We start from the raw sequence: 22,154 nt of genomic DNA on the forward strand, positions 1-22,154 counted from the left end.
CAGCTTTTACATTGGCATCAGCACGCCCGGCAGCCAGGTGACCAGCGGCGGGATATACGCAAACGCCAGCAGCACCACCGCCAGCAGCAGCATATATTTCCACGCCTCCTTTGAGAATTCCGCGATGCTGCAGCCCGCGATACGGGTCGTCACGTACATCAGCGTGCCCACCGGCGGCGTGATGGTACCGACCATCGTGTTGATCGCGAGGATGACCCCGTAATGCACCGGGTCGATGCCGATCTGTTTCATGACCGGCAGCAGGATCGGGGTGGTCAGGATGATGATCGGGGTTCCGTCGAGGAACATGCCCAGCACCAGCAGGCAGAGCATGACGAGCAGCAGCACCAGCCACGGGATGTGCATGATGCCCTCCATGCTCGCAAGCACGCGGGTCGGCACGTTCTCCCACGCCATGATCCAGCCAAACGGCGCGCTCGCCGCGATGATAAAGCAGATGGTCCCGGTGGTCACCATCGAGGAGGTGACCGCGGCGATGATCTTTTGGAAGGTCAGTTCTTTATAGACGAACACGCCCAGCAGGATCGAAATCCAGACAGCGATAACCGCGGATTCGGTAGCGGTCGCCCAACCGGAAATGATCCCTCCCACAATCGCGATCGGCGCGAGCAAGGCGAGCAGCGCATCCATGATCGCCTGAAAGATCTCTTTTGGACTCGCCTTGGGAGAAACACCATAGCCGCGCTTACGCGCGATAAAATAGGTGATAAACATCATGCTGATTCCCATGATGAGGCCCGGGATGGCACCGCCCAAGAACAGCCGGCCAACCGAAACCTCCGCGATCGAGCCGTAGAGCACCAGCGGGACGCTCGGCGGGATGATGGGGCCGATGGTGGCGGCCGCCGCGATGACCGTAGCGGAAAAGCCCTTGCTGTAGCCCTTCTCCTTCATCTCCGGGATCAGCACCGAACCGGTGGCCGCCGCCGAGGCAAGCCCGGAACCGGAAATGCAGGCCATGAAAATATTGGTCAGAAAGCCCACCTGCGCCAGCGAACCGCTGATGTGGCCCACCAGTCTCTGGGAGAGGTTGATCAGCCGTTTGGTAATACCGGCCGAGTTCATCAGGTCGCCCGCCATGACAAATAGCGGAATCGCCAGCATGGGAAAGGAATCGAGCCCCATCACAATCCGCTGCGGCAGCGCCATCAGCGGGATGGTTCCGTTGCTGAGGAATCCGCAGAGGCATCCGAGCGCGATTGCCAGTGCCACCGGCATGCCGATCACAATGGAGATGGCAAAAACAAGCATCAGAACAAGTGTCATGTGTTTGCACCATCCTTTCCAGCGTGGAATTCTTTAAGCTGCCGCCAGAGGATCTGCAGAATCCGCACAAACATCAAAAGGGAACAGGCCGGCAGCGACATGTAGACCAAACCCATCGGGTAAGGAAGCAGAGACATCTTGGTATCCCAAAATTCTGCGGTCAGAATAAATCCATAGTAGACCAATATCGCAAGCAGAAGAAGCGATGCCGCGTTGGTGACGATAAAAAGTATTTTGCGTACCTTTTCCGGAAACAGGTTTATAAAAACTTCGATGATGATGTGGCTGTTGCGTTTGGTGCCGACGATGGCCCCAAGAAAAACGGCCCAGATGAACGAATACCGTGCCACCTCGCTGGTCCAGTCGAGCGAGAGTTCGAACAGACGGGAGATTACCCCCAGCGTTACGGCAATCCCCATTGCCAGTGTGAAGGCGGTGCCGGCATACTCCTCAAAATTATCAATGAAATGTTTCATAGAATCTACCTTCTCATCCTCTCTCAGCGGCGCCTAGCGCGGCCATGGGTGATTTTTACCCATGGCCGGCATTCTGCGGCGCCTTATGATTTCTGTACTTCGCGGACCTTCTCCAGAAGCGCAAGGCCTTCCTCGTCGAGGATCACGTTGGCCACCGAACTGGTCGCCTCCTTGAAGGCGGCGACGTCCACGTCGCGGATGATCTCGATTCCCATGCCCGCCATCGTGTCCAGGATGTCGTTATTCTCCTTGACCTGCAATTCGGACGCATAGACGTCCGCTTCCTTCATGGCGCCCTGCAACAGCTCCTGCTGTTCGGGCGTCAGGCTCTGGAAGAAGGCCTCGTTGATGATGACCACCTGGTTCTGGGAGATGTGGCCGGACAGGCTCAGGTATTTCTGCACCTCATAAAATTTCTTGTTGAAGATGACGATGTTCGGGTTCTCCTGCGCGTCGATCACCCCCTGGCTGAGCGCCATATAGACCTCGCCGAACGCCATCGGGGTGACCGCGGCGCCGCAGGCCTTCATCGGCTCGGTGTTGACCGGCGCGTCCGGGGTGCGGATGCGGATACCCTTGAGATCCTCGGGCTTTCTGATCGGGACGTTGGAGGTGATATTGCGGTTGCCGTACCACTGGGCGATGTCGAGCGCACGCATGCCGGTGGCTTCGATCAGGCCATTGTTGATCTGCTCGCCCACCTCGCTGTTCGCGATCTTCACCAGGTTCTGGTACTGCTCCGCCTCGCCGCTTCCGTCGAGGTAGTACGGCACCATGAAGACCGAGAACGGCGCATAGAACCGTGAAAGCGCGCCCGCGGACGGGACCGACATGTGAAGCGTCCCCATCTTGACCCCTTCGACCAGGTCATTTTCGTTACCAAGCTGGGCGTTCGGCATGATCTCCACCGAAATCTGCCCCTTCGATCCGGCTTCTACAAGTTCTTCGAACTTTTCAAATGCCTTGTGGGAATTCGATTCGATCGTCTGCTCGTGGCCGATCTTGATGACGATCGGATCCTTTGCCGCAGGGGCCAGTTCAGACTGTCCCGTGGGCGCACCGCTTCTAGATTGGCTCGCGGCGGATGGTTTTTCAGATTTTGCGGAACATGCCGCGAACAGCAGCACCGCCGTACAGGCCGCTGCACAGCGCATTAGTTTATTCATTCTGCGATCTCCTCTCATAACATTGCTCTCTTCTGTCGTATTTATTTGGTCACCAGGCCGCCGTCCGTGAAGATGACCTGTCCGGTGATATAATCCGAAGCTTCGCTCGACAGATAGATGAGGGTTCCTACGATGTCTTCCGGCAATCCGAAGTCGCCCATTGGAATCTCGTCCTTCATACTCTGGTAAACCTTTTCGTCCGAACGCAAATCCTTGTTCATATCGGTCTTGATGTAACCAGGGGCGATGGCGTTGACATTGATTCCGTATTTGCCCCATTCGCTCGCAAGCGTACGGGTGAATTGAATAATCGCGGCCTTGGAAGTGCAGTAGGCCAGCCGCCGGTCGGCCGCGCGCAGTCCGGTCTGGGAGGAAATGTTGATGATCTTTCCGCGGCGCTTCTGGGCGATGAACCATTTGCCGACCTCAACCGAGAAGAGGAAAGTTCCCTTGACATTGATGTCCATGACAAAATCCCAATCTTTTCCGTCCATCTCCTCCGGGAATTTGCGGATGAGCACGCCCGCATTATTGACCAGCACGTCGATCTGCCCGAACGCGGCGAGCACCTGCTCCACGAAAGTATGGATCTGCGCTTCGTCGGTCACGTCGACCTTTCCGGCCAGCAGGCTATCGCCGTATTCCATGAGCTTCTCTTTCGCTTCATCGATGTATGCTTGGTTTACATCGCAGATGGCGACCTTCGCGCCATGTTCGAGATATCCCTTCGCATAGGCAAAACCGATCCCATGCGCGCCGCCCGTGACAATCGCGACTTTGCCTTCCATCTCATACAAGTTCTTCATACTGTTTCCTCTCTTTCTCGTTTGAAGCTTCCCGCTAAAGTCAGAGGTGCAGCCCCTGTCCGCGCAGCATTTCAATACTGCGCAGTATCCCACCGATTCCATCTTTGCTGATCATCTCGAGCACCAGGTAGCCGTCATAACCGGTTTCTTTGGCGGCACGCAGATAGGATGTATAGTCCACCTCTCCAGAGCCGAGCACATCGTGCACCCATTTTCCGCACCGGGTGTCCGACAGGTGTAGGAGGCAAAGCTCCTCCCGCAGCGTCAGAACCGCACTGGCGGGGTCCTCCCACGCAATCACGTTTGCCGTGTCGCAGACGGCCTTCACCCGGTCGCTTCCCACCTCACGTACCAGCTGTCGGAGCTGCGCGGCTGTATCGATGAAATTGGATGGCAGGGTCTCAAGCCCAACCGTAAGGCCGGTGTCCTGAAGATAGTCGGCCAGGCGGAGAAGTGAATCCTTCGCGTAAGAGGCGATCAGGTCATAGTCCGGCGGCAGCAGCGGATGGCGCTTTCCAGGTGGGATGACCAGGATCTTTGCGCCCAGCTCCTGCGCGGCAAGCGCCGCACGCCGGTAAAGCCCCAAGGTCATCTCCCGCATTTCTGGAAAAGGGCTGGCAATGTTGATATCCATACTCGGGATATTGAGCGAAACCGCCTCCATCCCGTATTCCTCCAGAGTTCTCCGCAGCTTTCGGTACACTCCGGGCCGGTAGTCCGCCAGGTAAAAATGTGGCGGAGAAACCAGAAACTCCACGCCGCTTATCCCGTTGTCCCCAAGAATACGCACCGTATCTTCCAACGTTTTATTCCAAAGCCAGGAGTAGGTGTTGACCGCAAGTTTCATATGGAATCTCCCGCCTTTCCTGTGGGGCCGGAAAAAGGTATCCCGGCCCCAGGCTTTATATTCAGCCGTTTTTCCCGTAGACTTCGGAAAGCGCCTCTTGCAGTGTCTGATAAAACACCATGCCTTCCTCATCAAGCATAACCGACGGGATGTCCTTGGTCGCCTCAACAAAGCTCTCGCGATCCGCCTCCGACAGTTCCATGCCCAGCTCTACCAGTTTATCCACAATATCAATGTTCGCCTGCGCCTGCAATTCAGAAGCATAAGAAGCCGCCTCGTCCATACATTCGACCACCATCTTCTGCAAATCTTCCGGCAGGCTCTGATAAAACTTTTCTCCGATAAGCGGAATTTGGATCTGGGTGATGTGACCGGTGACAGTCAGATATTTTTGCACCTCATAGAAGTTTTTCACATAGTCGGTGTAGGCGGGATTGTCCTGTCCGTCCACAACACCCTGGCTCAGCGCCATATAAAGCTCGCTGAAAGCAAGCGGTGTGGGTGTCGCACCGAGTGCTGAAAATACTTGTACATAGATATCCTGATCCGGCACGCGGATGTTGAGCCCTTTGAGATCCTCGGCTTTCACAATTGGCTTTTTACTGTTGGTGACGCAGCGGTCGCCATACCAGAACGGCGCCAGCATCCGCAGGCTGGATTTTTCGATGAGCCCGGCATTCAGGTCGTCCCAAACCGCGTCAATCGCCCCCATCAGGTTGTGATATTTCTCCATTTCATCCTTTCCATCGAGATAAAACGGCATCATAAAGATGTTGAGCGGAGAATAGAAGCGCGCTGCCGCGCCCGCCGACGGAATGGTGATCTGCACCGCGTTCATCTTGACGCTCTCCACCAGATCATTTTCGTTTCCAAGCTGGCTGGCCGGATAAACCTCCACCTGAATGCGCCCGCCGCTGCGCTCCTCCAGTAGTTCCTCAAATTTTAGCGCACAGGCGTTTTCATTTGAATCAACCGGCTCGACATGGCCAAGCTTGATAAGGAATTCCCCCTCGGCCACCGGTACAGCCGGGGAGGCGTCTCCACCGGCCGATGCACCGGCTGTCGGCACGGCACTGCTCTGCGAGGCATTGGAGCCCTGGCATGCGGTGAAGAGGGAAATCAGAATAGCTGCTGCGATCATCAGGGATGTCAGTTTTTTCATTTTTTGCTCCTTTCGTTCATACCGGTATATGCTTACGATTCTGGACGGGGCTTTCCTAGTGCTTTGTCCTGGAAGGGTTGCGCTGTCAGTTCTTTGACGGACAGACCACTGCTTTGATACATTCGCCCGACTGGATCAGGTCGATTGCGTCCGCAAATTTTTCGAGCGGCAGTTGGTGCGTGATCAGTTTTTCGGCTTTGTCCGCATTGGTTTCAAGCAATTTCATGGTTTTGTCCCAGGTGGAATGATAGAAGGCACGCGAACCCACTACGGTCTTTTCCTTGAATACAAGCTGTCCACCCACGTCAAGCGCGATGTCCTTGCCCGGTATGCCGACCTCGCACACCTTGCCAGCGGGATGGATAACTTCCAGCGCACTCACGAGCGCGGGCGAGGCGCCGGAGCATTCAAAGGCCACATCCGCGCCGCTTGTGCCTCCAAGTGCGCGCACGACATCCAAAATGTCGGCGCTCTCCGGACGGCGGGTCACAACCGGGACCGCGCCCAGCTCCTTTGCAATTGCGAGACGCTTCTCATCCTTTTCCACACCCACAGCAATTACCTTCGCGCCCGCCTCGAGCAGTACGATGCAAACACCGAGCCCGATGGTACCAACACCGTAAACAACCACAATCTGGCCCCTTTCCACCGGAACCCGTTCGGCGGCGTGCACCGCTACCGAAAGCGGCTCAGCAATCGAACCCGCGTAATGGGGGACACAATCCGGCAGCTTGAAGCAATTTTTCTGGCGCACGACCATATACTCGGTCATACCGCCGTTGATGTGACAGCCCAGGATATCCCGATCGCTGCATATGCAGGTACGCCCCGCTTTACACTGGTCGCATTTTCCACAGAAAATATGCTCGTTGACTGTGATATGGTCGCCAGGTTTGAATTTGGTCACGTTCGTACCAACTTCCTCCACGATCCCGGACATCTCATGCCCGATAACCAATGGAAACTGTGGATGGTATTCGCGTGCGATGGTGTCGGTCCATTTGTAGATGGAAACGTCGGTGCCACACATGCCGACCGAGGTCACCCGAAAAAGAACGTCGTCCACATCCCGCAAGCGGGGCTTTTCAATCTCGATGACCTCGAAGTTTCCCAACCCTTCTTTGACCTTTGCGCCAGCCTTTATTTTTCCCAACAGGTTCATCCCCTTTTCGTCGTTTCTGATGGATCGGCCTATCTGGAAAGATGGATTCCCCGCTCCTCCAGATATTTCACACTTTGTTCAATCCCTGCAATGCCACAGTCGTTGATGATCTCCAGCACCAGATAACCGTCGTATCCGGCTGCTTCTGCCGCTTTGATAAAGGACACGCAGTCCACCGCGCCGGTGCCGAGAATGTTGTGCTCCCACTTGACGGTTGTGGTATCCGAAAGGTGCAGAAGGCACAAATCGTCCTTGACCGTTTCGAGTGCTTGGGCGGGATCCTCCTGCGAAAAAACGTTCGCAGCGTCGAAAACGATCTTTACTCGTGGATCGGCAAGCTCCTCCTTAAGGCGTTTGAGCTGCGCGACCTTGTCGACAAACAGCGCCGGACAGGTTTCGATGCCGATGGTAAGGCCGGTGTATTTCGTGTAATCGAGCACCTTGCCAAGCGTATCCTTACAGTAGTCGAAGATAAGTTCAAAATCAGGCGGCAAAAGCGGGTGCCGTTTGCCCGCGAGCACGAGCAGGATCTCCGCGTCCAATTCGAGACAGATTGCCGTCAGTTTTTTATAGAGTTCCAGGGTCATACGGCGCATTTCTGGGAACGGGCTGGCCACGTTCATGTCGAGGCTTGGGATGTTGAGCGACAGCACCTTCATCCCGTAATCGTCCATGATCTTTTTAAGCTCCCGGAACTGTCCCGGGCGATAGTTGTCGAGATCCCACTGCGGGGGTGACACAAGGAATTCAATCCCTTTGAATCCCGCTTTGCCAAGAATCTTTACCGAGTCCTCCAGCGATTCGTTCCACAGGAAGGAATAGGTGTTGACGCCCAGTTTTATCATTGAAACATCCCTTCTTTCTATAAAATCGGCCGTTTCAGAGCAGCTTTACATCTTTGAGGATATCCCCAAAAATTTCCTCCTCGGTGTACGGACAGCCGCCGATGGGACCGGTCGGAACCGAAACCCAGGTAGTGTTCATAAAATGCTTTTGGGTGATGTTCTCGGAAACGATATTTCCCCCCCAAGTTCCGCAGCCGAGTGAGAAGGTGCGCGCCAGACCATTGAACCAATTTCCACTGTTGCCCGCACGGTGGGGCTGGCGGACCAGAACTTTTGTGGTGCGGGTATTTAGGGCAAGCGCTTTGATATGCTCCTCGTCGACCGAATGGATGCCACAGGAGTGCCCTGCGCCGGAATAGCTGTGGATGTCGTTGACCGTGTCGATGGCCTCCTGGAATTCTTTGTACTTGTAGACGGTCAGCACCAGTGAAAGCTTTTCCCCTGAGAAGGGGAACTGCTTGCCGTAGCCGGTCTCCTCGACGACCAGGAACCCCGTGCCCACCGGGATAGGGATGCCCGCAAGCTCTGCGATATGTGAAACCGGCCGCGCGACGATCTTGCGGTTGAGCTTGCCGTCAATCCACATGGTCTTTTGCAGCTTCTCCTTCTCTTCGGCGTTCACCAGGTGGCCGCCCTGCTTTTCCAGCTCCTGGAGGAAGGCGTCATAGACAGTTTCCTGGATGACGAGCGAGTTCTCCGCCGAACAGCCGGTGGCGTTGTCGGTCGTCTTGCTCAGACGGATCATATCGGCTGTCTTGGCAAGATCAGCCGTCTCATCCACAACGACCACCGCGTTGCCCACCCCCACGCCGTAAGCCGGTTTGCCGGAGGAATATGCCGCGACCACCATGTCATGGCTTCCCGTCGCGAAGGTGATGTCACAAACTGCCATCAGTTCCTTGGCCAACAGTTTTGACGGCTCCTCGATACAGAGAAAGAGGTCCTCGGGCGCTCCGTTCAGACGGAGCACCTCTCGCATCTTTTCCACCACAGCGAAAGTCGTGCGTTTTGCTCCTGGGTGCGGCGCGAAAATTACGGAATTGCGTCCACGCAGCCCGAGTACACCTTTAAAGATCGGAGTTGCGTCCGCAGTGGTGCTGGGAATCAAGGCCGCGATGGTGCCAACCGGTTTTGCGATCTTCACAATACCCTTTTCCGGAATTCGTTCCACCTCGCCCACCGTCTTCACCGACTTGATCTCCTCCCAGATCTGGGGGAGTTTTCCGGTGAAGCGTTTGACCTTCGCCTCATAGGTGCCCATTCCGGTCTCCTCAAACGACAGCTTTGCAAGCTCCGCGGCGATTGCCGGGCGGGAAAGGCTATACATGATCGCCGCGGCAAGCTCGTCGACTCGCCGTTGGGAATAATCCCATGCAACGGCCTGCGCTTTGCGGCTTTTTGTAACTAACTCCTGCACATATGCTTTCTCATCCATATATTCTAAATCTCCCTTTCCAATTTCTTACTGGGCGGCACAGTTGTCCGCGCACGCGGGGGTTCCATACGCTGCCTGCAGCGCTTTTGCTCTGGCTGCGCATTCTTCCAGTTTTTTAAGATCGATTCCGGTTTCGTAGCCCATGGCATGGAACATCCGGACAAGCGTCTCTGTAGCGATATTTCCTTTCGCTTTTTTAATATAAGGGCATCCACCCAAGCCACCCACCGCCGCTTCAAAGATCCGCACACCCGATTGCAGCGCGGCGAGCGCATTGGCATATTCGATCCCGCCCGCCTGGTGCAGATGTACGCCGAGCGGCAGATCCACCGCACACGCGGTCGCGTCGCACAGAAATGCGATTCCATCCGGGTCAGCTTCGCCGGAGGTATCACAGAGGGTGAGAGCCGAAAAGCCCGCATCCGCCAGCGTTTTTGCCATACTACAGACCTGCTCGCGGCTGACTCCATGCGGATCGGGGGAATAGCCAAACGCCGCTGCAATGCTAGCTGTGCAGGTCACGCCATGCGCGTAAGCGAGGCGTGCGATCTCCTTCGCGCCTGCGAGTACCTCTTCGATCGTTTGGTTAAGGTTCTCGCGGCTGTGCTTGTCGCTCGCACTGGTGGTGACGAAAAGCTGCCTGGCCCCCGCTTCGACCGCAAGCTGTGCACCACGCAGGTTGGGGACTAGATAGGTGAGCTCTGTTTCCCGCCGCCCAGCAAACGCCTTGCAGATTTCGGCACTGTCCGCCATCTGCAAAACCCATTTTGGACTCACAAAGGAGGCGGCTTCGATCTCTTCACAGCCCGCGCGGATCAACTTTTCAATCAGGGTGATTTTCTCCGCAAGCGGAATGCGGCGCGGAAGAATCTGGAATCCGTCGCGCGGTGCAACCTCGGTAATCTGGATATGACCTTTCATCGATAACTTCCGCCTTTGCTTTTTAAGTTTTTCGTTATCCAATATCCGATATCCAATCTTTAATTTTACTATAACATTTCAACCAAAATTAATCAATATTGAAAGTTGGATAATATTCAGTTTGCCTGATTGTGACTTATTGCCAATCAAATTTTGCACAATAGCGCAGCATTTCCACGATTTTTTGTGCAATACAGGAACTTTTCCCGAAAATTGAAATTTGTGCTTGCATCACAATTGGGATTCCCGTATAATATCGATATCCGATATCCAATATACACTATCCGATCTTGATTCCCAATCTTTCAGCAACAACATAAAAGGAGTGTATACTGTTGAAGAAAAAAGGCGCCGATATCATCGTCGATTATCTGGTAGAGGCGGGTGTCCCCTATGCCGTGGGTCTTTGCGGTCACGGCATCATCGGGCTAATGGATTCGCTCTGCGAACGGCAGGACTCCATCAAGACCCTCACCGTCCGCCACGAGCAATCTGCCGGCCACATCGCAGATGTCTACTACCGTGTCAAGCACCGTCCGCTCGCAACCTTCTCATCCTGCGGCCCGGGTTCCACCAACATGGTCACGCCGCTGGCAACCGCTTTTATGGATTCCTCCGCCTTTTTGGCGATCACCGGCAATGCCCCCACCCAGCAGTTCAACAAATGCCCTTTCCAGGAAACCGGGCGTTACTTCCAGGGGGATTACCCGTCAGTCATCCGGCCGTATGTCAAAAGAAGTTTTCAGCCGACACGCGTAGATATGCTTCCCATCGCTGTCCGGCAGGCGTATAATGAGTGTGTCGAGGGACGTCCGGGGCCGGTCAACCTGGATGTGCCCTTCAACGTTTTCCAGGAGGAGGACGAGGTCGAATGCCAGCATTACCGCGACTGGCTGCCCAGCCTCATGCAGCGTTGCCAAGCCGACCCCGCCGCCGTCGAAAAGGTGCTCGGGATGCTGGTCAAGGCCGAACGGCCGCTCATCGTCGCCGGCAACGGTGCAGTCCTCTCTGAAGCGGGCGCAGAGATTCTCGCTTTTGCAAAATTCATGGGCATTCCAGTGCATACCAGTCCGATGGGCAAAGGGATCATTGACGAACGCGATCCCATTTGTCTCGGCGCGACCGGGCGCAACGGCACCTATGCCTCCAACCAGGCTGGCATCCATGCCGACCTGCTGATCGCGCTTGGCACCAGCTTCGATGACCGCTCCACCAGCGGCTGGATCGATGGCATCACCTACGATATGCGGGTGAACAAGCTCATCCAGGTCGATATTGACCCGCGGGAAATCGGCCGCACCTATCCGGTTGAACTCGGCATCGTAGCCGACATCAAGCTCTTCATGGCCCAGCTTCTCAAAGCCGCTGAGGTAAAATTTTCACGTGAGAAGCCCGATTACACCGCCTGGATCGGTCGTATCCGGGATTGGCAGGGGATCTGGGACCTTTCGGTTCGTCCGCTGCTCGAAAGCGACGCATATCCCATCGCGCCGGGCCGCCTTATCAACGAGATCCGAAAGGCACTTCCGGAAAACGGCATTTTCCTGAGCGATGTGGGGGTGCACCACAACTGGGCGGTTCAGTTCTGGAAAGCTTACGAAAGTCAGACGATCATGCAGTCCTGGGGCTTCGCCTGCATGGGCTTCGCAACCGCGGGCGTTGTGGGTGCCAAGCTTGCCGCACCGGACCGGCCGGCAGTGGCTTTCGTGGGCGACGGCAGCTTCCTGATGACCCCCCAGATTGTCGCAACCGCAGTCGAGTACCACATCCCGGCAATTTGGGTCATCATCAACAACCACGCGTTCGGCTCGATCCGCGACCTGCAGAACGGTTACTTCAAGCGTGAATTGTGCACCAGTTTCCGTGACAGTGTGTCCGGGGAGCTCTGGAACCCCGATTATGCCGCGTTGGCACGGGCGTTCGGTGCGGACGGCGTACGCGTGGAGCGTCCACAGGACCTTGCCCCCGCACTCGAAGCTGCGATAAAAAGCAACCGTCCATGCGTACTCGACGTGATTGTCGACCGGGACATCGGCCCCATTGGGACAGGTTCCTGGCAGTTTGTACCCTATGCGCCGCCAATGCCCAATTTTGTACCTGTAAAATGATTCCGCCCCACGCCAGGGCGGTGGTCATAGATTCCCCTCGCCGCCATGCCGGTTCAACGGGAAGCGATCTAAAAATAGGGAGTGACAAACAGTGGCGATTGAAACCATCAAAAAGGTCCCTTTACACGAGGTGGTCTACGAAAAACTGAAAACAAGCATTCTGGAAGGGGATTTCCGCCCCGGTGAAAGGTTGAATCAAAGTTTGCTTGCAGACAAGCTGGGGGTCAGCCGGATGCCGGTGCGTGACGCGCTGCGTATCCTGGAAAATGACGCCCTGATCGAAAACCAGATGGACAAGGGCTATGTGGTTGCCAACTTTTCAAGGCAAAAGATGGATGATATCCTCTTTGTGCGCAGTATTCTGGAACCGAAGGCGGTGCTCTATTCGCGCGGCCATCTGAGCGATGAGGATATCTCTCAGATGGGGGACATCCTCGCGCAAGCTTGGACGGAGTTAAAAGCAGGGAACTGGAAGTCCCTGCACAGGCTCAACACCGATTTCCATTTTCTCATTTATAACGCGGCGGGATCTCCGCTCCTACTTGAGCTGATTGAAAAGCTGTGGCACAGTTTCCCAAAATATCTCCTGCACGAGCAGTATGACGCCAATCTCCACTCACTGCACGGACATGAAAATATCCTGCGATTTATCAAATCCGGAAACTTTGAGGCCGCTGCGACCGAAATGGAGCATCACATCAGCCAGCATTAATCCGCCGCAGACGTAAAAAAAAGGCCCCGGCAAATCCTTTGATTTGCTGGGGCCTTCTTGCACATATTGTGCTCGGTTTAAAGGGTGACGCCGTCCTTAAAGATCGCAAGGTCGCGCACGCCGTGATTTTCGCCGGTGGTGTGCTCGCCGGATGCGACCGACAGGATATAATCATAGAAGGTGCGGGAGAGCTCTTCCATCGGCGTGCCGTCTACGAAGGCGCCCGCGTTGAAATCGATCCAGCCGCGTTTGCGCTCATAGAGCGGGGTGTTGCTGGAAATCTTTACAGTCGGTACCGGGCAGCCGAACGGTGTGCCGCGGCCGGTTGTGAACAGTACGATCTGCGCGCCCGAAACCGCCAGCGCGGTCGACGCAACCAGGTCGTTGCCCGGCGCCTGCAGAAGGTTGAGGCCATGCGCCTTGACCGGGTCGCCGTAAGCGAGCACGTCCATGACAGTGGCACTGCCACCCTTCTGGGTGCAGCCGAGGGATTTGTCCTCAAGCGTTGAAATGCCGCCCGCTTTGTTGCCCGGGGATGGGTTCTCATAGATCTCCTGCCCATAGCGGATGAAATAATCTTTGAAGTTATTGATGAGCGCGACTGTCTTTTCAAAAGTCGCCTCGTCCTTGCAGCGGTTCATCAGGATGGTTTCCGCACCGAACATCTCCGGCACCTCGGTCAAGATACTGGTACCGCCCTGCGCGACCAGGATATCCGAAAACGCGCCGACCAGCGGGTTCGCGGAGATGCCGGACAGTCCGTCCGAACCGCCGCATTTGAGGCCGATGACCAGTTTGTCGGCCGGGCAGGCCTCCCGCTGGAAGCCGCCCGCATATTCAGCCAGCTCACGCAGCAGTCCGACTGCCGCCGCCACTTCGTCATCCGCGTCCTGGCAGTTGAGGAACTTGACCCGGCGCGGGTCGGTCTCTCCCAGCACCTTCTGGAATTCACCGATGTTGTTGTTTTCACAGCCGAGCCCCAGCACCAGCACGCCGCCCGCGTTCGGATGGTTTACAAGCCCTGCCAGGGCTTTCTGGGTCATCTTATGGTCCTCCGAAAGCTGGGAGCAGCCATATGGATGCGCAAAGGCATAAAGCCCGTCAATGGAACCTTTTACCAGCTCCTGCGCCTCGCGCGCGATGATTTGCGCGATCCCGTTGACGCATCCGACCGTCGGGATAATCCAGAGTTCGTTGCGAACGCCAACCTTGCCGTCCGGACGGACATAGCCCTGGAAAGTCTGAGGCTTTTCCGGGGAAATATTCCGCAGGGCGGGGGAATAGGTGTATTCCAGCTTGTCGTTCAGATTGGTCCGCAGGTTCTGGACATGCACCCATTCGCCAGCTGCGATGTCCGCCTGCGCGGACCCGATGGCGTGGCCATATTTGATGACGTTTTCGCCTTTTTTGATCGGGGCCAGCGCCATCTTATGCCCGGCTTTGATCTCCTCAAGCGCCGTGACCTGCACGCCGCCCGCGTCGACCGTCTCGCCTTTGGCAATCGGGCGGATCGCGACGCCAACATTGTCATCGGGATGGATTTTAATGAAATTTACCATGGAGATCCTCCTGTATCTTTACTCTGACGGCAGGACGGCTCCGCGTTTATCTGCGAAGCCGTCCGCGAAAAGGTCTTTATTTTACCAGTTCATGCACAACGGCTTTCATGCCGTCTTTGTGAATGGCATCAAGGTATGCAGCGACAGTATCGACAAACCCCTCGTATTTGGTGAGGTCCTCGCCCCAGAAACGGGTTTCCGAAGCTGCCGCCTGTACAAATTCTTTGGACGAAAGCGCTTTCGAATTCTTCGCGAAGAACGCAAGCACCGCAGCGTCGTCCTTGATGTCGTAGCTCTCGCCGCCGCGGCTGCCTTTGAGGACGCCGTCGACAAGCGTATCGGAGGTATAGAAGGCGAGCAGCGCCGCGAACGAGAAGGTCAGGAATTTCGGCAGCTTGCCGTTTTTGGCGACATTGTCGCGGAAGGAGGGCAGCACGCGGGCTTTCCATTTGGAAACCGAGTTGAGCGAAATGTCGAGCAGGCGGTGACGGATGAATGGGTTCTCGAAACGCTCGAATACCGAGTTGGCAAACGCGACAACCTCGTCGTGCGGCAGACGGACGGTCGGGACAATCTCCTCAAAAACCGCAGTCTCCATATATTTGCGGACATCCGGGTCCTTCATGATCTCGCCCACAATCTCAAAGCCCGCCAGGTAGCCGGCCAGGACAGTGGAGGTGTGCGCGCCGTTGAGGATGCGGACCTTGCGCTCGCGGTACGGGGTCTGGTCGTCGGTAAAGACAACCGGCAGGCCGGCCTTATCGATCGGGAAGATGCCGGAGATGTCGCGTTTCTTGCTCTCGATGACCCAGAGCCCGAAGGGCTCGGCGGTGTCGACCAGCTGGTCGTTGTAGCCCAGCTGCGCGGTGATCTCCTCGATGCTGTCACGCGGATAGCCGGTGACAATGCGGTCGACCAGGGTGCAGCAGAAGGTGCAGTTTTCATTGACCCAGGCCTTGAAGTCCTCGCCGAGCTTCCACAGGTCGATAAACTTGTTGACACAGTCGCTCAGTTTATCTCCGTTGTGCTCGATGAGCTCGCAGGGGATGATGATAACGCCCTTGTCAGCGGCGCCGTTAAATTTCTTGAAGCGCTCATAGAGAACCTTGGTCAGTTTGCCGGGATAGGTAGTGGGCGGTGTGCTTTCAAATTTATCGGTCTCGTCAAAAACGATGCCAGCTTCAGTGGTGTTGGAAACAATGATCTTCAGGGTGTCGAGGCACCCGATTTCCATATAGCGGTCGTACTGGGTGTAGGCGTCGACCGCCTCCTCGACGCTGGTGACGATGCGTGCGTCGTTGACGGTTTTGCCGTCCTGACGGCCGCGCAGAACCACGGTGTAGAGGTTGTCCTGGGCGTCAAAACGCTCAAGGGAACCAAAGGTGATGGGCTTGACGATTGCAATGCCCATATCGGTCACACCTTTTTCATTTGCAATATCGATCATATAATCCACGAAAGCACGCAGGAAATTGCCTTCGCCGTACTGCATGACGGCGATGGGGCGGGAAACTTTTTTGGCCATGTCTTTGTTCAGGTTTTTCATATTCAGATCGTCTCCTCCATCTTTTTCGCTTCGACGTAAGCGTTTACGTTTTCATCATAAATGCAGCTCTGAAAAAAGTCAATAGTCATCCATAAATTTTAATCTCCTTTTTTCAAAACTTGTGGTTTCTTTCTAAATTTTCGTCCTCATTTGTTGCTTTTGACGAATTTCTCTCTCAAAATGTGAAAGCACTTGTAAAGCGCTTACGTTTCGCTTATAATGCAATTGCAGGGGTGATTTTGCAATGACTATTTATGATATTTCGCGAAAATCCGGCGTATCCATCGCCACCGTTTCCCGCGTCATCAACGGAAAAAAGGGCGTGAGCGAAGCCACCCGCCAGCGGGTGCTCAGCGTCATGGCGGAAAAAGGCTATACGCCGAACGCCTTTGCACGCGGGCTTGGGCTGAACTCAATCAAAACGGTTGGCGTCATGTGCATGGACGTCTCGGATATCTATCTCGCCTCCGCCGTTTCCGCACTGGAGCGGGAATTGCGCGCACGCGGCTATGACGCGCTGCTCTGCTGCACCGGCAGCGAACAGGAGGACCGCAAAAGCTATCTTGGCGTGCTGCTTTCCAAGCGGGTTGACGCGGTGATCCTGGTCGGCTCCCATTTTGTCAGCGGCGACGTCTCCTATATCATTTCCGCCGCGCAGGAGGTCCCGGTGATCCTTATCAACGGATACCTCAAGGCGGACAATGTCTACTGTGTCCTCTGCGACGATTTCGGCTCGGTCTCCGATGCCGTCAAATGCCTGCTCAGCGCGGGCCGCCGCCGGGTGGTTTATCTCTATGACACCGATACCTACAGCGGCAAACAGAAGCTCGAAGGATACCGCTGGGCGCTCACCCAGGCCGGGATGCCGGTGGATGAACGGCTCATCGTCTACTGCGAACACGGGATCGCGGGCGGCATCGAAGCGGTGGGCAAGCTTTTTGACAGCGGCGTCCTGTTCGACGCGGTGGTCGCTTCCGAGGACGAGCTTGCCGTCGCCGCGATCAAGGCTTCTCTTTCCCACGGCCTGCAGGTCCCGCGTGATGTGTCGATCATTGGGTATAATAACTCCATCCTGTCCCGCTGCTGTGAGCCGGAACTCACCACGGTCGACAGCCGGGTGGAGGCGCTCTGCATGACCGCCATTTCCACTCTGTTCGGCGTTTTCGGCGGCAAGGATTTCCCTTCCAAAACCCTGCTCTCCGGGGAGCTTATCCAGCGGCGCACCACACGGTTCTAACCTTTGCGTTTTATTCACCCCAATTTTAAAATACAGTAAAGGATGATTGAGATGGCTAAAAAATTCATGGACGCGGATTTCCTGCTTCAAAACGAAACCGCCAAGTACCTCTATCACAACCACGCGGCAAAGATGCCGATCATCGACTATCATTGCCACATCAACCCGGCTGAAATCGCCGAGGACCGCCGTTTCGAAAACATCGCGCAGCCCTGGCTGCTGGGCGACCATTACAAATGGCGCCAGATGCGCACCAACGGCACCCCGGAGGAGAATGTGACCGGCTCCGGCAGCGACCGCGACAAGTTCGAAGCCTGGGCCGAGACGCTCGACAAGGCGATTGGAAACCCGCTCTACCACTGGACCCATCTCGAGCTGCAGCGCTACTTCGATTACGATGGCGTGCTCGGCAAAGCGACTGCCCAGCAGGTCTGGGATACCTGCAACAAAAAACTGGCTGATCCCAGCATGAGCGTGCGGGGCCTCATCCGCAAATCGAACGTCAAGCTCATCTGCACCACCGACGATCCGATTGACGACCTGCGCTGGCACAAAAAGCTCGCGGAAGATCCCGATTGGGAGGTAAAAGTCCTGCCCGCATGGCGCCCCGACAAGGCCATGAATATCGAGCAGGCCCCGTATACTGGTTACATCAAGACCCTTTCCGAAGTCTCCGGCGTCGCGGTCTCCGATTTTGATTCGGTCTGTGCCGCGCTTGAAAGCCGTCTCGACTTCTTCGCTTCGATGGGCTGCTGCGCCTCCGACCACGCGCTGGATTTCGCTTTCTACGCACCCGCTTCCAAAGAGGAGCTCAACCGCATCGTGAAGGACGCGCTCGCCGGCAAAACCCTTTCGGCGGAGGATGTGCTCAAATATAAGACCGGCATCCTTGTTTTCCTTGCGCGCCAGTATGCGCGCCGCGGCTGGGTCATGCAGCTGCATTACGGCGCGGTACGCAACACCAACTCCCGCATGTTCGAAAAACTCGGTGCGGACACCGGATTTGACTGCATGGGCAACACCCTCGATGCGTTTGCGCTGACCCGTTTCTTCGACGCGCTCGACGCCACCGACGAACTTCCCAAGACCGTCCTCTACTCCCTCAACGGCGCGGATAATGCGATGCTTGGCACCGTGCTCGGCTGTTTCCAAGGCGCCGGTTATCACAATAAGATCCAGCACGGTTCTGCCTGGTGGTTCAACGACACCAAAGCCGGCATGGAGCAGCAGCTCGTGAGCCTTGCAAATCTCTCGCTACTTGGCAACTTCATCGGCATGCTTACCGACAGCCGCAGCTTCCTTTCCTACACCCGCCACGAGTATTTCCGCCGCATCCTTTGCAACCTGATTGGCAGCTGGGTCGAAGACGGCGAATATCCTGACAACCGCGAGCTGCTCGGCAAGATGGTGGAGGATATCTGCTATAACAATACCAAAAATTTCTTTGGGTTTGACATCTGATCCGGTATCGGGCAAATCCCCCGCGCGGGATCACCTCTGATCCCGCCAAACCCTGGGGCCGGGAAATCCCGGCCCCATTTTTACGATCATGACAGCAAGGAGGCTATCCCATGGCGGGCATCCTCACCAAAGCATGCGGTTTTTTGTTTCTGATCGCGCTGGCCTACTTCCTCAAGCGGGTTGGTCTGTTTCGCAAGGAGGACGGCATCGTCCTTTCCAAGGTGCTGGTCAACGTGACCGTGCCGGCCGCCGTCCTGGTGAACTTCCAGGGCGTTTCAATCGATCATGACCTCTTTTTGGTATTGCTTGTGAGCTTTGCCATCAATTTCTCGATGCTCGGCGCCGGCTGGCTGCTGGGCAGGAGGCGGCCTGGCCCGGAGGCGGCCTACAGTGTCCTGAACACCTGCACCTACAATCTTGGCACCTTTGCGCTGCCGTTTTTGCAGGCCTTCTTTTCCGGCGCCGCCATCGTGGTCGTCTGCGTCTTTGACATCGCCTGTTCGATCATGTGTTATGGGGTCAGCTATTCGGTTGCCTGTGCGGTGCTTGGCCGCGGCGGCGCCAAATTTTCCATGCGTGCGCTGCTGCGTTCACTTTTTTCGATGCCGCCGTTCGTTTTATACGTCGTGCTCCTGGCGCTTTCCCCGCTGCATGTGGGGCTGCCCGAGCCAATCATCTCGGTGGCTTCCATGATCAGTTCCGCAAGCGCGCCGCTGGCCATGCTGATGCTCGGTATGCTGTTTGAAGTTGGCCGCGGCACCGGCGCCGCGCGCGTCATCGTCCGGGTGCTCGCTGGCCGTTACCTGCTTTCGGCCGTTTTTGCCTGTGCCGTTTATTTTCTGCTGCCGCTGCCGCAGCTCTACCGCCAGATCATCGCGCTCCTGGTCTTTTCCCCGATCTCCTGCCTCGCGCCGGTCTTTACCGACCGCTGCGGCATCGATCCGGCCCCTTCGGCTGTTATGAATTCGATCAGCATCCCGATCAGCATCCTGTGTATGACCGCGGTTTTGATGCTCACCTCTGTATAACCTGAAACAAAAAACGAACGGATACGGCAATGCCGTATCCGTTCGTTTTTTCTGTTTTCTGATTTTGTCAGCTCACTCCTGGAAGCTCGACGCGCCAACCACGTCATCCACCGGCAGCGAGAAGGAAATCCCGTGCGCCTCTGTGGAAAGGCCGGCCTTTTCACAGACCGCCTGCATGATCGCCCGCTTGCATTCCTTCTTCGCAAGGATCATAACCACTTCCTTTTCGGGCGTGATTGGGATGCCGAAAAATTTCTCCGCCTCGTGGATACCGGTGCCGCGCGCATGCAGGATGGTGCCGCCGGTCGCGCCATGCTCTTTGGCCGCCTCCATCACAAGGTCTGCCAATCCACGGGAAACGACGGTCAGGATCAGTTCGCATTTCTTCTCGTTCATGATTTCCTCCTCTTCACAGGCCTCCGTATCCCGGCCCGCCAGAAAATGCATCGTTTTCGGTCCGCCCACGCTGCTGGCCGGGATGGTGAAGGCGATTCCATTCCCATTCCGTGCAAGTTCCAGCCCGGCGGAGAGCTCAGACAGCAGCAGCGGCGCTTTGGCCGATGCCAGCGCGCTGAGCATCACATCCTTTTCAGTTTCCCCCAGACCCAGGTAATCGAGCAGGACGCTGTCCGCAGTGCCCCGTCCAAGCATGCACAGGTTAAAAAGCCCGCCGTAACGGCCCGCGATCTCGGCCGCTTTTTCCCCGCGGCCGCGGTTGACGATGGTTATGATCAGGGATATCTTTACAGGTTCATTCGACATATCTCGCAAACCCTCCTTAAAGCTCGATGATATCGACGGTTTCCGCGTCCCCGGTTTCTTCAGCCGGTGCCTGCAGCGTTCCGCCACGGGTTTTCAGCCGGTAGATGAGTCCGAGAATCTGGATGGTCACAAGCGGCGTCATCGCAACCATCGCTACAATGCCGAACGCGTCGGTCAGGATATTGCCGCCCACAGCGCCGCACGCGCCCATTGCAAACGGAAGCAGGAACGTCGCGGTCATCGGCCCGGAAGCCACACCGCCCGAGTCGAACGCCACGGCGGTGAACACGCCGGGCACAAAAAAGGTGAGTGCCAACGCCAGCAGATATCCGGGCAGCAGGAACCAGAAGATATGGATTCCCGTCAGTACCCGCGTCATCGCAAACCCAAGTGACAGCGACATGCCAATCGAGAGCCCCGCCATCATTGTGCGGCGGGAGATCGCCCCGCCCGAAAGCTCTTCCACCTGCTTATTGAGCACATGGACGGCCGGTTCGGCGGCGACCACAAAGAATCCGATCACCATGCCGATCGGGATGATCACCCAATTGTACGGCAGGTTCGCAATGGTTGCACCCAGAAGGTTGCCGGCGGGCATGAAGCCTACATTGACCCCTGTGAGGAAAAGTACCAGCCCCAGAAAGGTATAGACCATGCCGACCGCGATCTTGATGAGCTGGCTGCGAGGCAATTTCAGGCTGCACATCTGGAACACGATAAAAAACAGGATGATCGGTGCAAGCGCGAGTCCAACCTCCCGCAGGTAATGCGGGAACCCGTACAGGAACAGCCCGGCCAGCTCTGCCGCGTTCGCGGGATTTGAGACAACCGCCGCGGCATCCCCGCCCGGCGCGGCCTGATAGGTTGAGCCCAACAGCATGACCGCGATGATCGGTCCAACCGAACAGATCCCAACCAGTCCAAAGCTGTCCTCATAGGCGGTCTTGCCCCCGCGCACCGCCGCCACGCCGATGCCGAGCGCCAGGATGAACGGAACCGTGATCGGGCCGGTGGTCACGCCGCCCGAATCGAACGCCACCGCCAGAAAGCCCGGCGGCGTGGAGGTTGCAAAAAGGAATACAATGGCATAAAAGACGAGCAGCATGTGCGCCAGTTTAAACTGAAACACAATACGCAGCAGGGCAAACACCAGCATGACCCCCACGCCGAATGCAACCGCCAGGATGAGGGTCATATTGGGCACTGACGGCACCTGTGTGGCCAGCACCTGCAGGTCCGGTTCCGCGATGGTGATGAACATCCCCATGGCAAAGGATACCGCGACCAAAAGCAGCAGGTTGCGGCTTTCGCTCAGGCGCGCGCCGATGCGTTCGCCCATCGCCATCATGGAGAGATCCGCTCCCAGCATAAACAGACCCATACCGAGGATCAGCAGCAGCATCCCAACGCCGAAAAGCGCCATTGTCCCGCCCGGTAACGGGGCGATGGTCAGATGCAAAAGCAATACGATCCCGCAGATTGGCACAACCGCGGTCAACGCCTCCTTGATCTTGTTTCTCAAATTTTTATTCATGTGTAACCTCCCTTTATCTAGTCACATCGGTCTGCCCCTGTTCCACCCCCTTTGATCTTTATGAAATCTTTATATAATCTTAATATTCTTAATACTATCA

19 protein-coding genes are annotated in these 22,154 nt (G+C 56.3%); 5 read left to right on the forward strand and 14 right to left on the reverse strand.

Features of this window, described 5'->3' with window-relative positions; translation table 11 throughout:
• Positions 1–6 precede the first annotated feature (6 nt).
• The 10 genes from DWV16_RS07675 to DWV16_RS07720 all read right to left on the reverse strand — a co-directional run bounded on the left by DWV16_RS07675 (position 7) and on the right by DWV16_RS07720 (position 10,107).
• On the reverse strand, positions 7–1,287 hold the full coding sequence (locus tag DWV16_RS07675) for a TRAP transporter large permease (RefSeq protein ID WP_118478549.1): 1,281 nt from the start codon (positions 1,285–1,287) through the stop codon (positions 7–9).
• On the reverse strand, positions 1,284–1,763 hold the full coding sequence (locus tag DWV16_RS07680) for a TRAP transporter small permease (RefSeq protein ID WP_118478551.1): 480 nt from the start codon (positions 1,761–1,763) through the stop codon (positions 1,284–1,286). Before DWV16_RS07680 ends, DWV16_RS07675 begins: the two co-directional genes overlap by 4 nt.
• Before the next feature lie 83 nt (positions 1,764–1,846).
• Positions 1,847–2,929, reverse strand: a complete 1,083-nt coding sequence (locus tag DWV16_RS07685) for a TRAP transporter substrate-binding protein (protein WP_158572815.1) — start codon at positions 2,927–2,929, stop codon at positions 1,847–1,849.
• A 41-nt stretch (positions 2,930–2,970) separates the two neighbouring features.
• Positions 2,971–3,735 carry an SDR family NAD(P)-dependent oxidoreductase gene (locus DWV16_RS07690; RefSeq protein WP_158572816.1) on the reverse strand — a complete coding sequence of 255 codons (765 nt, stop codon included), beginning with the start codon at positions 3,733–3,735 and terminating at the stop codon, positions 2,971–2,973.
• A gap of 40 nt (positions 3,736–3,775) precedes the next feature.
• Positions 3,776–4,582 carry a sugar phosphate isomerase/epimerase gene (locus tag DWV16_RS07695; RefSeq protein ID WP_158572817.1) on the reverse strand — a complete coding sequence of 269 codons (807 nt, stop codon included), beginning with the start codon at positions 4,580–4,582 and terminating at the stop codon, positions 3,776–3,778.
• Positions 4,583–4,643: 61 nt separating this feature from the next.
• The gene (locus tag DWV16_RS07700; protein WP_118478559.1) at positions 4,644–5,744 is read right to left on the reverse strand and encodes a DctP family TRAP transporter solute-binding subunit; all 1,101 of its coding nucleotides are present in this window, start codon (positions 5,742–5,744) and stop codon (positions 4,644–4,646) included.
• 85 nt (positions 5,745–5,829) lie between these two features.
• Positions 5,830–6,897 (reverse strand): zinc-binding dehydrogenase, encoded by a 1,068-nt coding sequence (locus DWV16_RS07705; RefSeq protein ID WP_158572818.1) that lies wholly within the window; start codon positions 6,895–6,897, stop codon positions 5,830–5,832.
• A 38-nt stretch (positions 6,898–6,935) separates the two neighbouring features.
• Positions 6,936–7,751: a sugar phosphate isomerase/epimerase gene (locus tag DWV16_RS07710; protein ID WP_118478563.1), complete on the reverse strand. Its 816-nt coding sequence runs from the start codon at positions 7,749–7,751 to the stop codon at positions 6,936–6,938.
• A 34-nt stretch (positions 7,752–7,785) separates the two neighbouring features.
• Positions 7,786–9,186 (reverse strand): aldehyde dehydrogenase family protein, encoded by a 1,401-nt coding sequence (locus DWV16_RS07715; RefSeq protein WP_118478565.1) that lies wholly within the window; start codon positions 9,184–9,186, stop codon positions 7,786–7,788.
• Positions 9,187–9,213: 27 nt separating this feature from the next.
• Positions 9,214–10,107: a hydroxymethylglutaryl-CoA lyase gene (locus DWV16_RS07720; RefSeq protein WP_118478567.1), complete on the reverse strand. Its 894-nt coding sequence runs from the start codon at positions 10,105–10,107 to the stop codon at positions 9,214–9,216.
• Positions 10,108–10,442: 335 nt separating this feature from the next.
• Between DWV16_RS07720 and DWV16_RS07725 the strand changes: the two genes are divergently transcribed.
• Together DWV16_RS07725 and DWV16_RS07730 are read left to right on the forward strand one after the other, a co-directional pair.
• On the forward strand, positions 10,443–12,215 hold the full coding sequence (locus DWV16_RS07725) for a thiamine pyrophosphate-binding protein (protein WP_199719772.1): 1,773 nt from the start codon (positions 10,443–10,445) through the stop codon (positions 12,213–12,215).
• Between the two features lie 91 nt (positions 12,216–12,306).
• Complete coding sequence (locus DWV16_RS07730) at positions 12,307–12,927, forward strand: GntR family transcriptional regulator (protein ID WP_118478571.1); 621 nt, start codon at positions 12,307–12,309, stop codon at positions 12,925–12,927.
• Positions 12,928–13,004: 77 nt separating this feature from the next.
• Here DWV16_RS07730 and DWV16_RS07735 read toward each other — a convergent pair whose 3' ends face one another.
• Complete coding sequence (locus DWV16_RS07735; RefSeq protein WP_066455921.1) at positions 13,005–14,486, reverse strand: UxaA family hydrolase; 1,482 nt, start codon at positions 14,484–14,486, stop codon at positions 13,005–13,007.
• 76 nt (positions 14,487–14,562) lie between these two features.
• Entirely contained in the window at positions 14,563–16,032 is a 1,470-nt protein-coding gene (locus tag DWV16_RS07740) for a tagaturonate reductase (protein WP_066455918.1), read from the reverse strand.
• Positions 16,033–16,276: 244 nt separating this feature from the next.
• On the opposite strand from DWV16_RS07740, the gene DWV16_RS07745 reads away from it, so the two are divergent.
• The 3 genes from DWV16_RS07745 to DWV16_RS07755 all read left to right on the forward strand — a co-directional run bounded on the left by DWV16_RS07745 (position 16,277) and on the right by DWV16_RS07755 (position 19,758).
• On the forward strand, positions 16,277–17,269 hold the full coding sequence (locus tag DWV16_RS07745; protein WP_066455910.1) for a LacI family DNA-binding transcriptional regulator: 993 nt from the start codon (positions 16,277–16,279) through the stop codon (positions 17,267–17,269).
• Between the two features lie 51 nt (positions 17,270–17,320).
• A complete protein-coding gene (gene uxaC / locus DWV16_RS07750) occupies positions 17,321–18,730 on the forward strand; it encodes a glucuronate isomerase (RefSeq protein ID WP_066455907.1) in 1,410 nt (469 codons plus the stop codon).
• A 110-nt stretch (positions 18,731–18,840) separates the two neighbouring features.
• Entirely contained in the window at positions 18,841–19,758 is a 918-nt protein-coding gene (locus DWV16_RS07755; protein ID WP_118478573.1) for an AEC family transporter, read from the forward strand.
• 72 nt (positions 19,759–19,830) lie between these two features.
• On the opposite strand, the gene DWV16_RS07760 is transcribed toward DWV16_RS07755, so the two are convergent.
• Both DWV16_RS07760 and DWV16_RS07765 read right to left on the reverse strand, forming a co-directional pair.
• A complete protein-coding gene (locus tag DWV16_RS07760; RefSeq protein ID WP_066455897.1) occupies positions 19,831–20,520 on the reverse strand; it encodes a hypothetical protein in 690 nt (229 codons plus the stop codon).
• 16 nt (positions 20,521–20,536) lie between these two features.
• A complete protein-coding gene (locus DWV16_RS07765) occupies positions 20,537–22,054 on the reverse strand; it encodes a DUF1538 domain-containing protein (RefSeq protein WP_118478575.1) in 1,518 nt (505 codons plus the stop codon).
• Between the last annotated feature and the right edge of the window lie 100 nt (positions 22,055–22,154).

Origin of the sequence: Anaerotruncus sp. AF02-27 (assembly GCF_003465835.1) — a bacterium.
Taxonomy (GTDB): domain Bacteria; phylum Bacillota; class Clostridia; order Oscillospirales; family Ruminococcaceae; genus Anaerotruncus; species Anaerotruncus rubiinfantis.